Origin of the sequence: Sphingomonas sp. 1F27F7B (genome assembly GCF_005503355.1) — a bacterium.
Lineage (GTDB): Bacteria > Pseudomonadota > Alphaproteobacteria > Sphingomonadales > Sphingomonadaceae > Sphingomonas.
On sequence record NZ_SCMK01000002.1, the window covers coordinates 57,721 to 71,277 of the forward strand.

Annotated in this window: 18 protein-coding genes; 5 read left to right on the forward strand and 13 right to left on the reverse strand. The window is 66.9% G+C overall.

What is annotated here, in order from left to right; genetic code table 11:
- Positions 1 to 67: 67 nt before the first annotated feature.
- The 3 genes from FFS08_RS01975 to FFS08_RS01985 are packed head-to-tail and all read right to left on the reverse strand — an operon-like array spanning position 68 to position 2,396.
- On the reverse strand, positions 68 to 715 hold the full coding sequence (locus FFS08_RS01975) for a phytanoyl-CoA dioxygenase family protein (RefSeq protein WP_137862850.1): 648 nt from the start codon (positions 713 to 715) through the stop codon (positions 68 to 70).
- Between the two features lie 2 nt (positions 716 to 717).
- Positions 718 to 1,647 (reverse strand): electron transfer flavoprotein subunit alpha/FixB family protein, encoded by a 930-nt coding sequence (locus tag FFS08_RS01980; protein WP_137862849.1) that lies wholly within the window; start codon positions 1,645 to 1,647, stop codon positions 718 to 720.
- Positions 1,644 to 2,396 (reverse strand): electron transfer flavoprotein subunit beta/FixA family protein, encoded by a 753-nt coding sequence (locus FFS08_RS01985; RefSeq protein WP_137862848.1) that lies wholly within the window; start codon positions 2,394 to 2,396, stop codon positions 1,644 to 1,646. The genes FFS08_RS01980 and FFS08_RS01985 overlap by 4 nt, the downstream gene beginning before the upstream one ends.
- A gap of 44 nt (positions 2,397 to 2,440) precedes the next feature.
- On the opposite strand from FFS08_RS01985, the gene FFS08_RS01990 reads away from it, so the two are divergent.
- Positions 2,441 to 3,019, forward strand: a complete 579-nt coding sequence (locus tag FFS08_RS01990) for a hypothetical protein (protein ID WP_137871805.1) — start codon at positions 2,441 to 2,443, stop codon at positions 3,017 to 3,019.
- Between the two features lie 43 nt (positions 3,020 to 3,062).
- Here the strand turns inward: FFS08_RS01990 and sucC are convergent, their stop codons facing one another.
- Entirely contained in the window at positions 3,063 to 4,265 is a 1,203-nt protein-coding gene (gene sucC, locus FFS08_RS01995; RefSeq protein ID WP_086127765.1) for an ADP-forming succinate--CoA ligase subunit beta, read from the reverse strand.
- Between the two features lie 336 nt (positions 4,266 to 4,601).
- Between sucC and FFS08_RS02000 the strand changes: the two genes are divergently transcribed.
- The 3 genes from FFS08_RS02000 to FFS08_RS02010 are packed head-to-tail and all read left to right on the forward strand — an operon-like array spanning position 4,602 to position 7,746.
- Positions 4,602 to 5,102 carry a sterol desaturase family protein gene (locus tag FFS08_RS02000; protein WP_137862846.1) on the forward strand — a complete coding sequence of 167 codons (501 nt, stop codon included), beginning with the start codon at positions 4,602 to 4,604 and terminating at the stop codon, positions 5,100 to 5,102.
- A gap of 34 nt (positions 5,103 to 5,136) precedes the next feature.
- Positions 5,137 to 5,571, forward strand: coding sequence for a peptide-methionine (R)-S-oxide reductase MsrB (gene msrB, locus FFS08_RS02005; protein ID WP_137862912.1), 435 nt, complete (start codon positions 5,137 to 5,139; stop codon positions 5,569 to 5,571).
- A gap of 42 nt (positions 5,572 to 5,613) precedes the next feature.
- Positions 5,614 to 7,746 (forward strand): transglycosylase domain-containing protein, encoded by a 2,133-nt coding sequence (locus FFS08_RS02010; protein WP_137862845.1) that lies wholly within the window; start codon positions 5,614 to 5,616, stop codon positions 7,744 to 7,746.
- Between the two features lie 105 nt (positions 7,747 to 7,851).
- Here FFS08_RS02010 and FFS08_RS02015 read toward each other — a convergent pair whose 3' ends face one another.
- The 3 genes from FFS08_RS02015 to FFS08_RS02025 are packed head-to-tail and all read right to left on the reverse strand — an operon-like array spanning position 7,852 to position 9,535.
- Positions 7,852 to 8,526: a M48 family metallopeptidase gene (locus FFS08_RS02015; RefSeq protein WP_249341091.1), complete on the reverse strand. Its 675-nt coding sequence runs from the start codon at positions 8,524 to 8,526 to the stop codon at positions 7,852 to 7,854.
- A complete protein-coding gene (locus FFS08_RS02020; RefSeq protein ID WP_171012443.1) occupies positions 8,523 to 8,957 on the reverse strand; it encodes a YcgN family cysteine cluster protein in 435 nt (144 codons plus the stop codon). Before FFS08_RS02020 ends, FFS08_RS02015 begins: the two co-directional genes overlap by 4 nt.
- On the reverse strand, positions 8,954 to 9,535 hold the full coding sequence (locus tag FFS08_RS02025; RefSeq protein ID WP_249341321.1) for an SCO family protein: 582 nt from the start codon (positions 9,533 to 9,535) through the stop codon (positions 8,954 to 8,956). Before FFS08_RS02025 ends, FFS08_RS02020 begins: the two co-directional genes overlap by 4 nt.
- Before the next feature lie 68 nt (positions 9,536 to 9,603).
- On the opposite strand from FFS08_RS02025, the gene FFS08_RS02030 reads away from it, so the two are divergent.
- Positions 9,604 to 10,218: an ankyrin repeat domain-containing protein gene (locus FFS08_RS02030; RefSeq protein ID WP_137862842.1), complete on the forward strand. Its 615-nt coding sequence runs from the start codon at positions 9,604 to 9,606 to the stop codon at positions 10,216 to 10,218.
- Here FFS08_RS02030 and FFS08_RS02035 read toward each other — a convergent pair.
- From FFS08_RS02035 to hpf, 6 genes are all read right to left on the reverse strand, one after another.
- Positions 10,215 to 10,712, reverse strand: coding sequence for an MmcB family DNA repair protein (locus FFS08_RS02035; protein WP_137862841.1), 498 nt, complete (start codon positions 10,710 to 10,712; stop codon positions 10,215 to 10,217). The two genes, FFS08_RS02030 and FFS08_RS02035, sit on opposite strands and share 4 nt — an antisense overlap.
- 92 nt (positions 10,713 to 10,804) lie before the next feature.
- Positions 10,805 to 11,452: a cell wall hydrolase gene (locus FFS08_RS02040; protein WP_137862840.1), complete on the reverse strand. Its 648-nt coding sequence runs from the start codon at positions 11,450 to 11,452 to the stop codon at positions 10,805 to 10,807.
- Between the two features lie 157 nt (positions 11,453 to 11,609).
- Positions 11,610 to 11,948, reverse strand: coding sequence for a DUF1491 family protein (locus FFS08_RS02045; RefSeq protein ID WP_137862839.1), 339 nt, complete (start codon positions 11,946 to 11,948; stop codon positions 11,610 to 11,612).
- A complete protein-coding gene (locus FFS08_RS02050) occupies positions 11,948 to 12,412 on the reverse strand; it encodes a PaaI family thioesterase (RefSeq protein ID WP_249341090.1) in 465 nt (154 codons plus the stop codon). The genes FFS08_RS02045 and FFS08_RS02050 overlap by 1 nt, the downstream gene beginning before the upstream one ends.
- A complete protein-coding gene (locus FFS08_RS02055; protein WP_137862838.1) occupies positions 12,399 to 12,866 on the reverse strand; it encodes a PTS sugar transporter subunit IIA in 468 nt (155 codons plus the stop codon). The genes FFS08_RS02050 and FFS08_RS02055 overlap by 14 nt, the downstream gene beginning before the upstream one ends.
- Positions 12,867 to 12,911: 45 nt before the next feature.
- Positions 12,912 to 13,499 (reverse strand): ribosome hibernation-promoting factor, HPF/YfiA family, encoded by a 588-nt coding sequence (gene hpf, locus FFS08_RS02060; RefSeq protein ID WP_086127777.1) that lies wholly within the window; start codon positions 13,497 to 13,499, stop codon positions 12,912 to 12,914.
- Between the last annotated feature and the right edge of the window lie 58 nt (positions 13,500 to 13,557).

Genomic DNA, 13,557 nt, shown 5'->3' on the forward strand with positions numbered 1-13,557 from the left:
AGCAGCAGATCGGACCGATCGAACATCGCGCGAGGATGCGGCGATCCTCGCGAGCACACAATACGCCTTACAGGCCGAGCCATTCCAGCCCCGGGGGCAGGGCCTGCGCCGAGAAATCCACTTGCAGCACCCGCCGATGCCCCGCGCCGCCGCTTGCGGCGGAAGCATGGACGATCGGCGTGGCGTAGAGCCAGACATCGCCCGCATCGGCGAGGCAGCACGCGGTGCCGCAGCGTTCGACCACTGCCGCGAGCTCGCTCTCCGGGATGCGGCCCAGCCGGTGCGAGCCCGGCGCGATCAGCAGCGGCGCATTGTCCCGGGGCACCGGATCGAGATGGATCCGCATCGTCCGCATCGCCTCGATCAGCGCGAAGGGCGGTTCCACGTGGAGCAGCCCCTGCTTGACCGACCAGGGGCCGAAGCCGGGGATATCGGCGCGCGCCCGCACCGCGATCGTCCGGTCCTGATGCCAGCCAAGCGCCCAGTTGGCGCCCGGGCTCTTGTCGAACAGGATCGCGCGGACCGGCCGCATGCCGCGAACCGGCGCCCCGAGCGTCGCGGTGCCGAGCAGTTCGGCCAGGCCCGGCACGCCGTGCAGCCGGATTCCCGCGCGGTCGGCGGGCTGGTTCACGGCCAGCGCCGACAGCGCATCGAGAAAAGGGGCGGCCGCACCGGCAAGGTGCACCGCCCCCTCTTCGTCCAGCGAAAGCGCCAAGATCAGAGCTTCTCGGTCAGCTCCGGCACGATCTTGAACAGGTCGCCGACCAGGCCGATGTCCGCCACCTGGAAGATCGGGGCGTCCTCATCCTTGTTGATCGCGATGATCGTCTTCGAGTCCTTCATGCCGGCGAGGTGCTGGATCGCACCCGAGATGCCGATCGCGACATAGACTTCGGGAGCGACGATCTTGCCGGTCTGGCCGACCTGATAGTCGTTCGGGGCATAGCCCGCGTCGACGGCGGCGCGCGAGGCGCCGACCGCGGCGCCGAGCTTGTCCGCCAGCGGATCGATCTGCGCGTGGAACTGCTCCGACGAGCCGAGCGCGCGGCCGCCCGAGACGATGACCTTGGCACTGGTCAGCTCCGGGCGCTCCGACTTGGCGATCTCCGCGCCCGCGAAGGTGGAGAGACCCTTGTCGCCCTCGCCCGCCACGGCCTCGATCGTGCCGGAGCCGCCGGTAGCCGCCGCCTTGGGGAAGGCCGTGCCGCGCACGGTGATCACCAGCTTCTTGTCGCTGGTCTGCACGGTGGCGATCGCGTTGCCGGCATAGATCGGGCGCGTAAAGGTGTCCGCGCCTTCGACCGAGAGGATGTCCGAGATCTGCATCACGTCAAGCGCGGCAGCCACACGCGGCGCGATGTTCTTGCCCGTGGTGGTTGCCGGGAACAGGACCGCATCATGCGTGTCCATCAGCTTGACGATCAGCGGCGCGACATTCTCGGCCAGGAAATGCGCATAGGCGGCGTCATCGGCGACATGGACCTTGCCCACGCCCTCGATCGCCGCCGCCGCCTGGGCGACGCCGCCGACGCCCTGGCCGGCGACGAGGAGATGGACCTCGCCCAGCTTCGCCGCGGCGGTCACTGCCGAAAGCGTGGCGTCCTTGAGGTTCTGATTGTCGTGCTCGACCCAAACCAGCGTCTTCATTTCGCCACTCCCAGCGCCTTGAGCTTCTCGACCAGCTCGTCGACCGAGCCCACCTTGATGCCCGCCGAGCGCTTGGCCGGCTCGACGACCTTCAGCGTCTTGAGGCGCGGCGCGGCGTCGACGCCGTAATCCGCAACGGTCTTCTTCGCGACCGGCTTGGACTTGGCCTTCATGATGTTCGGCAGCGTGGCATAGCGCGGCTCGTTGAGACGCAGATCGGTGGTGACGATCGCCGGCAGCTTGAGGTCCACCGTCTCGAGGCCGCCATCGACTTCGCGCGTGACCTGCACGCCGCTGCCGCCCAGCTCGACCTTCGAGGCGAAGGTACCCTGGGGCCAGCCGAGCAGCGCACCCAGCATCTGGCCGGTCTGGTTCGAATCGTCGTCGATCGCCTGCTTGCCCAGGATGATCAATCCGGGCTGCTCTTCCTCGGCGACCTTGGCCAGCAGCTTGGCCACGGCCAGGGGCTCGATCTCGTCATCGGTCTGGATCAGGATCGCCCGGTCGGCGCCCATGGCGCGCGCGGTGAGCAGCACGTCCGACTCCGCCTTGGCGACGCCGATGGTCACCACCACCACCTCGGTCGCCGCACCCTTTTCCTTCAGGCGCACGGCTTCCTCGATCGCGATCTCGTCGAACGGGTTCATGCTCATCTTGACGTTGGCGAGGTCGACCCCCGTCCCGTCCGCCTTCACCCGCGGCTTTACGTTGTAGTCAAGCACGCGCTTGACCGGCACCAGCACTTTCATCGAAATCCTCTCCGTCGCTGGAAGATCGGCAATGCTGATCGCTAATGCCCGAGAATCAATTCAAGTCCAGCCCCAAAGCGCTTTCAGCATACCCGATCATCGAAAATGCCGCGCATATCGCCTTGTTACGGAGGCGCGACGAGTTCACCACGAATTCAGGAAGGAACCTGCAATTTCGTGAAGGAAGGAGAGGAGATATGGGGAAATATGCTTTTGCGATAGCGATGCTGGTGACCGGCGGCATTGCGATGCCGGCTATCGCGCAAGAGGCGCCCATGACGGCCAAGGAAAAGGCGGCCAAGCCCAAGACCGGTACGATTTCCGGAATGCCGGGCGCCGCATCGGCGAGCTATGCACGTTGCGGCTCGGGCACCGGAGCGGCGAAGCCGACCGCCGGGCCCGAGGGGGCCTGCCCGGCCACGGATGCCGTGGCGGACGAGCATCGGACCTATACCGGCGACCGCCGCAACGACGGCGCCCCGACCGCGGCAGTCGAAGCTGCACCGGCGGCGGGGGCAACCATGCCCTCGCGCTTGTCGATGACGCCGACCACGATCAAGGCGGTCGCGCCGGCAGCGCCGCAGTTGCTCAAGAAGAGCATCAACGAGAAGGGCGTCAAGTAAACCGACGAGCGGGCCGCATCCGCGGCCCGCTTGCCGATCGGCGTCAGGCGGCGACCTTCTGCACTTCGGCGACGATCTTCTTCGCCGCATCGCCCAGGTCGTTCGCGGGAACGATGGCCAGGCCCGAATTGGCGAGGATGTCCTTGCCCTGCTGCACGTTGGTGCCCTCGAGGCGGACGACCAGCGGCACCGAGAGATTCACTTCCTTCGCCGCGGCGACGATGCCCTCGGCGATGATGTCGCAGCGCATGATGCCGCCGAAGATGTTGACCAGGATGCCCTTCACGGCCGGATCGCTCAGGATGATCTTGAACGCCGCGGTCACCTTCTCCTTGTTGGCGCCGCCGCCGACGTCGAGGAAATTGGCCGGGAACATGCCGTTGAGCTTGATGATGTCCATCGTCGCCATCGCCAGTCCGGCGCCGTTGACCATGCAGCCGATGTCGCCGTCGAGCTTGATATAGGCGAGGTCATACTTCGAGGCCTCGAGCTCCATCGGATCCTCTTCGCTCTCGTCGCGCAGCTCGGCCAGGTCCTTGTGGCGGAACATCGCGTTCGAATCGAAGCCGACCTTGGCGTCGAGGACGAGCAGGTTGCCCTGCTCGGTCAGCGCGAGCGGGTTGACTTCGATCTGGGCGGCGTCGGTGCCCTGGAAGGCGGCGAAGAGCGACGCAGCGACCTTGGCGGCCTGCTTGCCCTGGTCGCCGGTCAGGCCCAGCGCGGCGGCGACGGCGCGGCCGTGGTGCGGCATGAAGCCGGTCGCCGGATCGACGTCGAAGGTATGGATCTTCTCGGGAGTCGAATGCGCGACTTCCTCGATGTCCATGCCGCCCTCGGTCGAGACGACGAAGGCGATGCGGCCGGTCACGCGGTCGACGAGGAGCGCCAGGTAGAATTCCTTGGCGATGTCGGCGCCGTCGGTGATGTAGAGGCGGTTGACCTGCTTGCCATGCTCGCCGGTCTGGATCGTCACCAGCGTGTTGCCGAGCATCTCGTGCGCGGCTTCGCGGACCTCGGCCTCGCTGCGGGCGAGGCGGACGCCGCCCTTGGCCTCGGGCGGGAGTTCCTTGAACTTGCCCTTGCCGCGGCCACCGGCGTGGATCTGCGCCTTCACGACATAGAGCGGCCCGGGCAGCTTGTTCATCGCCTCGACCGCCTGCTCGACGGTGAAGGCTGCATAGCCGGCGGCGATCGGCGCACCGAACTTCGCGAGCAGTTCCTTGGCCTGATATTCGTGGATGTTCATGGGGAGCGCGCCCTCGTCATTTGTGGCGGGAAGGGGTTTGCGCGAGCCTTAAGCACGGCGCGCGCGCGAATCCAAATCTTTTCGGCGTAAATGCGATTGAGACGTAATCGCAATATGCCGATGGCGGGCCTTTGATGAGCAAGCCATTGTCCTTCCTGGGCACTCCGATTCCATGCCGTCGGGCGGCGAGCATCGGAAAGGGGCGCCAGCGCTGCGCGTGCGGCACGGCAGGCCCTGGACGAGGCCGGGGCGACCGGACGAGAGCGCGCCCGCCGAGTCGACATCCGACTCGCATCCCGGGCTGACGGAACGGTCGCGAGCGCCTATCTAACCGCCATGTCCCCCTGGATCGGCCTTGTCCTGTTCCTCGCCGCCATTGCCGCGATGGAGGGATTCGCCTGGGCGATGCACCGCTGGGTCATGCACGGGCCCGGCTGGTTCCTCCATCGGAGCCACCACCGGGCACGCACCGGCTGGTTCGAGCTCAACGACCTTTATGCCATACTCTTCGCGGTTCCTTCGATCGTGCTCCTCTATGGCGGGGTGCAGGGAGGATGGTGGCCGGGCTTCGCCTGGATCGGCGCCGGAATCGCCGGCTATGGCGCGATCTATTTCGGCTTCCACGACGTGATCGTCCACCAGCGGGTGCGCCATCGCTACGTCCCGCGATCCCGCTACATGAAGCGGATCGTCCAGGCACACCGGCTGCACCATGCAGTGGAATCCAGACATGGCGCGGTCAGCTTCGGCTTTCTCTGGGCGCCGCCCGCCGAAGAATTGAAGCGCCGGCTCAAGGCCGACGCTGGTTTGACCCGCTTCCGCGCCAACCCGGATTGACGCGGCCCCCGGCGCCGGACACATGCTTCGCACCATGGAGCATCTGAACCTCTCCGAGTCCGAGTGGCGCAAGCGCCTGACCCCGGAACAGTTTCACGTGCTGCGCGAAGCCGGCACCGAGCGGGCCTTTTCCGGCCGCTACACCGACAACAAGGCCGACGGCCTGTATCTGTGCGCCGGCTGCAAGCTCGAGCTGTTCGACAGCGCCGACAAGTTCGACTCGGGATCGGGCTGGCCGAGCTTCACGCGCCCGATCGATCCGGAAAACGTCACCGAGCATGCCGATACCAGCCATGGCATGCGCCGCGTCGAGCTGCGGTGCGCGCGCTGCGACGGCCATCAGGGCCATGTCTTTCCCGACGGGCCGCCGCCGACGGGCCTGCGCTACTGCATCAACTCCGCCGGCCTCGATTTCCGTTCACGTGGTGGCAACCAGAATGCCGCTACGAGCGAACCGAGCGGCGCCTGATCCTTGTGAGCAGGCCGAATAGGGCTTAATCGCACTCCCCCGATGCCATCGAAGAACCTGCCAGCCGTGATCCGCACGCCCAAATGGCGTGACCTCTCCTTTTGGAAGCGAATCGCTTTCTGGTTGCTGGTGAGCGGCGGCAGCCTCGCGCTGCTCGCCTTCATCGCACTCCTCATCGCAGTCTATTCGACCAAGTCGACGCTGCCGAGCTTCGACGAGCTCAAATCCTCGCCCAACGGCCAGATGATCCGCGTCCATGCGGCGGACGGCACCGTGCTGGTGTCGCTCGGGCCGAGCTATGGCGAATGGATCAAGTCCGACAAGATCCCGCAGGTGATGAAGGACGCGATCATCGCCACCGAGGATCGCCGCTTCGAATCGCACTGGGGCGTCGATCCCGTCGGCGTCGCCCGCATATTCTGGCGCGCCAAGCAGCTGCACGACGAGGGCCGGCGCCTGCAGGGCGGCTCGACCATCACCCAGCAGGTGGCGCGCACCATCTTCCTGTCGAACAAGTACGACCTGGGCCGCAAGGTGCGCGAAGGCGTGATCGCGCTGGCGATGGAGCGGAAATTCTCGAAGGACGAGATCCTCGAGCTCTATCTCAACAAGGTCTATTTCGGCGGCGGCGCCTATGGCATCGATGCCGCGAGCCGAAAGTTCTTCGGCCATCCCGCCACCAATCTGAGCCTGGCCGAGGCGGCGGTGATCGCCGGCCTGGTCAAGGCGCCTTCGCATTATTCGCCCACCGCCGATGCCGAGGCCGCGATCGGCCGTGCCAGCGTGGTGCTCGACCTGATGGCGGAGACCGGCAAGATCACGCAGAGCCAGGCCAAGGCCACCGATCCGCGCACCGTGGCGCTCGCCCCCGAGCCCCAGCAGAACAGCGTGCGCTATTTCACCGATTGGGCGCTGCCCCAGCTCGAGGTGCTGATCGACGAGACCGAGGCGCCGCTCGAAGTGTGGACCACGCTCGACCTGTCGATGCAGCGCGCCGCCGACGATGCGATCCGCGCCAATGCGCCCAAGAATGCCCAGGGCGCGCTGGTCAGCCTCGATCGCGACGGCGCCGTGCGCGCGATGGTGGGCGGCAAGGACTATGTGGCGTCGATCTACAATCGCGCGACTCAGGCGACCCGGCAGCCGGGCTCGGCGTTCAAGCTGTTCGTCTACCTGACCGCACTGGAAGCCGGCCACAAGCCCGACGACATGGTCGTCGACGAGCCGGTGACGATCGCCGGCTGGAGTCCCCGCAACAGCTCGGGCGCGTTCCGCGGCGAGATGAACCTGCGCACCGCCTTCGCCTATTCGGTCAACACGATCGCGGCGAAGCTGGGCCAGGAAGTCGGCTTCGGCGCGATCGCCGACATGGCCCGTCGCTTCGGCATCACCACCCCGGTCGACACGCATCCGGCAATGGTGCTCGGCACGTCGGACGTGCGGCTGATCGACATGACCCGCGCCTTCGCCTCGGTGGCGAACAAGGGCGTGGCGGTGACGCCCTATGGCATCACGCGCGTGACGGCGAACGGCGCGGTGATCTACCAGCACGAAGTGGATACCAGCCACGTCCTGGTCGCGCCCTATGTCGCGGCGCAGATGACCGACCTGATGCAGACTGCGGTGGCCACCGGTACCGGCCGCGCCGCGCAGATCGGCCGCCCGGTCGCGGGCAAGACCGGCACCACCACGTCGAACAAGGACGGCTGGTTCGTCGGCTTCTCCTCCGGCCTCACCACCGGCGTGTGGATGGGCCGCGACGACGCCAAGGTCGTCCCCGGCCTGCAGGGCGGCACCGCCCCGGCGCGCGCCTTTCACGACTTCATGGTCAAGGCAGTGGCCAAGCGCCCGGTCGAGCAGTTCGACACGCAGGTGACGCTGCCCGAATATCAGCTCGACGAAGAGAATGCGGCCTATGCCGAGCCCGACAACGGCCTGTTCGTCGATCCGGACGGCAATCCGCTGCCCGAAGACCAGCAGCCGCGCGGCGACGGCACCGAGCAGGCCCAGCCCCCGCATGGCCAGGACGAGCAGCTCGACCAGGACTGGATCGACCGGATGACCGGCCGCAGGCCTGCCCCCGCACAGCGCGATCAGCGCGATGCGCCGCGCGACGTCCCGCGGCAGCCAAGCCCGCCGCCAAGGGGCGACGCGCCACGCGGGGAACCGCAATAGGCGCCTGCTGAAGCCCCTCCCGGAAAGGGAGGGGGTGGGGGGATGCACGCGCTGCGGCCTCGACGCGCCGGCGCTTCGATATCGGCTGGACGATCAGGAGAAGCGTTACCGGCCGTACCAGTGCAGCGCCGCGCCGTTGCGCCTGAGCCAGGCGCGTGCCCGCTCCGGATCGCCTTCGTAAAGCTCCGCCACCACGCGGTGAAACGCCGGCGAATGGTTCATGTGAATCCGGTGCGCCACTTCATGCGCCACGGTCGAGCGCCGCACATGGCTCGGCGCCAGCAGCAGCCGCCAGCTGTAGCGGATCTGGCCCGAGGAAGCGCAGCTTCCCCAGCGCCCGCGCGGATCGCCGATCGAGACCTTGGTTACCGTCACCCCCGCGCGCTCGGCATATTCCGCCGTCTCCTCGCTCAGCAGGTCGAGCGCCGCCTGGCGCAGCCAGCGTTCGATGCGCCGCTCCAGCCCCTCGCGCGGGCCACCGCAGAGCAGCCGGTCGCCCGCCAGCCGCGGCGTTCGGCCGGCGCCGGGCGCGGGCCACATGATCTCCACCTCGGCATCGCCGAGCGGGATGCGCTCCCCCGGTGCGAAGGGCCGCGCCTCGGGCATCTTCGCCTGTTGCGCCGCGATCCAGCCCTGCTGCGTGCGGGCCCAGTCCATGCCCTTCTTGAGCGAAGCGCGCGGCGGCAGCGTGAGCTTCACCTTGCCCGAACGCGGATCGACCGAGAGCCGCATCCGCCGCGCCCGGGCGTGACGGACCACCTCGATCTCCGGTTCGCTCAAAGCTCGCGGTCCACCAGGTGATGCTCGAAATCCACCACGTCGTCCTCGCTCACCGTCCAGCCGCGAGTCGACTGACCGGCCGCATGGACCGCTTCCGGATCACCGCTCACCAGATAATGCCAGTCGGGCAGGGGCTTGCCCTCGCCGCGCAGGCGATAGGCGCAGGTGGAGGGCAGCCATTCGATGTCGCGGACGTTGCGCGCAGTCAGCCGCACGCATTCGGGGACATAGGCATGGCGGTGCTTATAGTCGGAGCAGCGCCCCATCCGCCGGTCGAGCAGGCGGCAGGCGACATTGGTCGCCATCAGCTCGCCGGTCTCCTCGTCCTCGAGCTTGTGGATGCAGCATTTGCCGCAGCCGTCGCAAAGGGCTTCCCATTGCGCCCGGTCGAGCTTTTCCAGCGGCAGGTCTTCCCAGAATTTCCCGGTCATCTCACCCAATGGTCGAGCTGCTCCACCACGGCCGCAGCATCCTTTTCGATCGGCAGCGACGTGATCGGCTTGCCGTCCTTGCCCATCAGATAGGCAATCTGGCTGTGCCCTACCAGATAGGCACCGTTCGGGCCGGGCGCTTCCTTCTTCGCATAGACCGCATATTGCTTCTCCACCGCCGCAATCGCCGCCGGGCTGCCGGTGAGGCCGACGATGCGATCGTCGAAGTTGCGCACGAACTCGCCCACCACCCCGGGCGTGTCGCGCTCGGGATCGACGGTGATGAAGATCGGCACGATCTGCGCGGCCTTGGCCGGCGCCTGCTTGTCGAGCGTCTTCATCGCCTGGCCGATCTTGAGCATGTCGTTCGGGCAGATGTCCGGACAATAGGTGTAGCCGAAATAGACGATGCGATACTTGCCGGCGAAATCGCCGTCGCGCACGGGCTTGCCGTTCGGATCGGTCAGCGTGAAGGGGCCGCCGATCCGGGCGCCGGCGAGCGGCGGCTCGCCCGGGGCGCCGCTGCAGCCCGAGACGATCAGTAGCAAAGGCACAAGGGCCTGAAATATCCTGCTCATGGTATCCCCAGCCATGATCTGATAGTCCGGGGGTTGCAAGCACTGCCGCTATGGGGTTTGGGCAAGACATGACCGTTCGCGTATTGGGTGCCGCCGGCGCCGCCCTGCTGATGCTCGCCGCCGTGCCGGCATCGGCCCAGCAATTCTCCGACAGCTATAATTTCCTCCAGGCCATCCGCGAGACGGACGGCGCGAAGGTGAACAAGTATCTGGAGAACAAGGCGCTCCGCATCGTCAACACCAAGGACCGCTCAACCGGCGAGGGCGCGCTCCACATCGTGGTGAAGCGCAGCGATTCGACCTATTTGCGCGTGCTGCTCCAACAGGACGACATCAATCCGAACCTGCAGGACGGTCGCGGCAACACGCCGCTGATCATCGCGGCCGAGCGTGGCTGGGGCGAAGGCGTGGGGATCCTGCTCAAATATGGTGCCAATGTGAACACGGCCAACGCCAGCGGCGAAACGCCGCTGATCCGCGCCGTCCAGGTCCATGACATCGAAGTCGTCCGCCAGCTCCTTACCGCGGGCGCCAATCCGGACCGCACCGACAACGTCACCGGCAAGTCGGCCCGCGATTATGCCCGGGACGAAACCCGCTACCCGCAGATCGCCAAGCTGCTGGCCGAAGCGCCCAAGGGCGGCAAGTCGAGCGGCGCGGCTCCGGCGGGCCCGAAGCTCTAGAAAGCCGCTTCCGCGTCAGGATCGAGGATCTGGATGACTCGGCGCGCGGCGCGCCGGGCAAAGGCCAGCGTGCTCTTGCGGCGCGTCGGCGCGGGCAGGGGAAAGGTCGCCGCCTCGCGCATCACCGCGGCATCGTAGCGATCCGCGACGATCAGCCCGGCGCGCGCGGGCAGGAATCCTTCCTGCTCGAACGGCCTGAGATCGAACCCGGCGGGCACCGCCCAGAAGAAACGGTCGCAATGGGCGAGATAATCGGTCCATTTGCCGTCGCCGAGCAGATCGGCACGCGACACCTTGATCTCGACGATGACGATGTTGCCGCGCGAATCGATCGCCATCAGATCGGCACGGCGCCCGTTCTCCAGCGGCACCTCCGCAAGCGCGACGCAATCGTGGCGAAGCAGCAGCCGCGTGACGCCGCGGGCGACGTCGGCGGCGATCAGGGGCCCATCGGGCAGCGGGTCTTCCGGAATCGAAACGGCCGGGGAAGTCATCCCCGGCCGTCTAGAACATTAAGCGAACACTGGGAACCCCGCGACTCGCCTATTCTGGATTTCGGAACCGGGCCGGTGCCGCCAGTCCGCTATCAACGATAAAAGACATGGTTGCCCACGGAGCCCACACGCGCGCGCTTCCAGCTGGGCTTCACATAGCGGGCATGGAAATACAGCGCTTCGGGCACCGGCGAATCCCACTGGTCCTTCATCGCGACCTGGGCCACGGCGAGCGCCTTCTTCCACTGGCCATTGGCCGGCGGAGTCGGCAGCTTGCCGCCGCGAACGAAGGAGAACTGGCCGCGCTGCGTCACCACACCGCAGACCGAGCGCGGGAAGCGGCCCGATTCGGTGCGGTTGAGGATCACGTCCGCCACGGCGAGCTGGCCGGCAAGCGGCTCGCTCTTCGCTTCGTAATAGACGCTCACGGCAAGGCAGTTGAGCTCGCTGTCGAGCGACGCGGGCGCATCCTGCGCAGCCACGGCTTCGGAAAGCGAATCGAAATCTTCGTCGTCCGGATCCGCATTGGGGATCGGCTGGACGATCTCGGTCTTTTCCTGGATCGGAGTCGGCGCGGCCTGCGGGGCCGGCGCTGGAACCTGCTGGAGGTTCTGGACGTTGACCTGCTGAACCGGCGCATCCTGCGGGTTCATGGTCACATCGAGCGTGGCGGCATTCGCAAGTGCGCCAGCGCAAAAAGTCACGGCCGCGAAGCCCGCGGCGCGATGGATGAACTTCATTAGGCTTCGTTGCTGTGCGGTTGGTGCGCGGCCGGCCCGTTTTCTTTATTGGACCGCCGGGCTTCCCCCCCGACTGCGTAACCGACCGACTTCACACCCCGGTAGGCACAACGCGATTGATAATAGGCGCCGCCTTTCGCCGTCCATGTCCTACATGTCAATTCATCGCGATCGTTTCAGCGGCGAAGCGTTCCGCATCCGCGATGTCCAGTTCGACTACCCAGAGGTCGGAATCGCGCTCGCGGCGACGGCGCCAATAGGCGGTGACCTCGCCCTCATCGGCGAATTCGCGTGGGCACGACGCGACCAGCGCGGGCGTTCCGTCAGGCCCGAGACCACGCTCGGCGAAGCGCGGATTGCCGCCGCGCTCGACCAGCAGGAGCAGGATCGCACCGGCAGTCGCATCGCCCCTGGCCAGCACCATCGCGCCGCCGCCGGCGCCCTCGGCACGGCGGATCAGCGCATTGACCAGCACGCCGGTGGCGATCCGCGCCATCAGCCCTGACGATATCCGGGAAGCGAGGCGAGCGGGATGCGCGAGCGCATGAAGGTGCCCGTGCCGCGCGCCGCTTCCTCACCGGTCGCATCGATCAGCCGCGCCTCGGCGACGAACACGCGCCGCTGCCCGCTGACCCAGCGCCCCTCCGCCACCACCGGCCCGGGGCCGAGCGGCTTGGTGAGCAGCAGGTTGAACTGCGTGGTCAGCACGAAGCGATCGGTGACGAGGCTGTTCACCGCATAGAAGGCGGCATCGTCGAGCATCTTGAAATAGCTCGTGCCGTGCGCCGCGCCGGCGGCGTGGAAATAACGTTCGTCGATCGTGAAACGGATGCGCGCGACACCGGCTTCCGGAATCTCGAGCACGGACTCGAACAGCCGATTGATCGGCGCCGCGGCATAGAGGGATTCGAGCGCACGGAAATGCGCCTTCGCCCCGATGGGCTCCTCAGGCTGCGTCACGCGCCTCCACGCCCGCGAGCAGCGCATAGAGCGCATCGCGCGATCCGGCGCCGCGCAGCTTGGCGGCGATCGCCTTGTCGCGCAGGCAGCGCGAGACGCAGGCTAGCGCCTTCAGATGCTCGGCACCCGCGCCCACCGGCGAGAGCAGCATGAAGACGAGATCGACGGGCAACTCGTCCACCGCGCCGAAATCGACCGGCTTCTCCAGTCGCACGAACACGCCGCAGACGCGGCGGATCGCATCCAGCTTGCCGTGCGGAATGGCGATGCCGGCGCCGAAGCCGGTCGAACCCAGCTTCTCGCGCTCGGCGAGGGTTTCGGAAACGGCACGCGCGTCGAGGCCATAAGCCTCGGCCGCGGCGGCACCCAGCGCCGTGAAGAGCGCCTTCTTGCTGGCAGCGCTCACGCCGGAGAGCACTGCCTCCGGCACGAGCAAGTCACTGATGGTCGTCATCGATATTCCAGTTGAGGTCCGCCCCCCGGGGGCCTGCCTTAATACTCAGGCGGCGCGATTGGGTTCCACCCATCCGATCGTCCCGTCGCCGCGCCGATAGACCATGTTATGGGCCCCTGTCGCGCTATTTCGGAAGAGCAGCGCATTGGTATTCCGCAGGTCGAGCATCATGACTGCATCCGAAACCGTGGCATCGGGCACGTCGACTCGGGTCTCCGCGATGATCAGCGGCGCATCTACCGGCTCGTCTTCGTCCACTGTTTCCTGGAAGAGCGTGTAGCCGGCATTGTTGTCATAGGCGCCATTCTCGGCGAACGCGTTGACCACGCCGTTCTGGCGATCCTTCAGCCGGCGCGTATAGCGGCGCAGCTGCTTGTCGATCCGATCGGCCGCGCCGTCGAACGCGCCATGCGCCTCCATGCCCTTGTTCGTCGCCTTGAGGACGAGGCCCTGGGTGACGTGCATCACGATGTCGCAGGTGAACCCGTTGTCGTGCGGCCCCTTGCCGAAGGTCGCCTGGGACGAGATCGCGCGCGAGAAATATTTGCCCGCAATCCCCTGGAGCCGTTCGTTGACCTGCGCCTTGAGCGCGGCGCCGGTCTCGACCTGATGCCCAGAAACCCGGATGTCCATTGTTCACCTCCACTTTGTACCGAGGACCCTGGCTGGTGCGGGTCCGAACCGATCGACC

Bases quoted from the DNA above. Each gene is read 5' to 3' on its own strand.
- FFS08_RS01980 (WP_137862849.1), bottom strand. From the start codon at position 1,647: ATGAAGACGCTGGTTTGGGTCGAGCACGACAATCAGAACCTCAAGGAC.
- FFS08_RS01985 (WP_137862848.1), bottom strand. From the start codon at position 2,396: ATGAAAGTGCTGGTGCCGGTCAAGCGCGTGCTTGACTACAACGTAAAG.
- FFS08_RS01990 (WP_137871805.1), top strand. From the start codon at position 2,441: ATGCCCGAGAATCAATTCAAGTCCAGCCCCAAAGCGCTTTCAGCATAC.
- sucC (WP_086127765.1), bottom strand. From the start codon at position 4,265: ATGAACATCCACGAATATCAGGCCAAGGAACTGCTCGCGAAGTTCGGT.
- FFS08_RS02000 (WP_137862846.1), top strand. From the start codon at position 4,602: ATGTCCCCCTGGATCGGCCTTGTCCTGTTCCTCGCCGCCATTGCCGCG.
- msrB (WP_137862912.1), top strand. From the start codon at position 5,137: ATGGAGCATCTGAACCTCTCCGAGTCCGAGTGGCGCAAGCGCCTGACC.
- FFS08_RS02010 (WP_137862845.1), top strand. From the start codon at position 5,614: ATGCCATCGAAGAACCTGCCAGCCGTGATCCGCACGCCCAAATGGCGT.
- FFS08_RS02020 (WP_171012443.1), bottom strand. From the start codon at position 8,957: ATGACCGGGAAATTCTGGGAAGACCTGCCGCTGGAAAAGCTCGACCGG.
- FFS08_RS02025 (WP_249341321.1), bottom strand. From the start codon at position 9,535: ATGAGCAGGATATTTCAGGCCCTTGTGCCTTTGCTACTGATCGTCTCG.
- FFS08_RS02030 (WP_137862842.1), top strand. From the start codon at position 9,604: ATGACCGTTCGCGTATTGGGTGCCGCCGGCGCCGCCCTGCTGATGCTC.
- FFS08_RS02035 (WP_137862841.1), bottom strand. From the start codon at position 10,712: ATGACTTCCCCGGCCGTTTCGATTCCGGAAGACCCGCTGCCCGATGGG.
- FFS08_RS02040 (WP_137862840.1), bottom strand. From the start codon at position 11,452: ATGAAGTTCATCCATCGCGCCGCGGGCTTCGCGGCCGTGACTTTTTGC.
- FFS08_RS02045 (WP_137862839.1), bottom strand. From the start codon at position 11,948: ATGGCGCGGATCGCCACCGGCGTGCTGGTCAATGCGCTGATCCGCCGT.
- FFS08_RS02055 (WP_137862838.1), bottom strand. From the start codon at position 12,866: ATGACGACCATCAGTGACTTGCTCGTGCCGGAGGCAGTGCTCTCCGGC.
- hpf (WP_086127777.1), bottom strand. From the start codon at position 13,499: ATGGACATCCGGGTTTCTGGGCATCAGGTCGAGACCGGCGCCGCGCTC.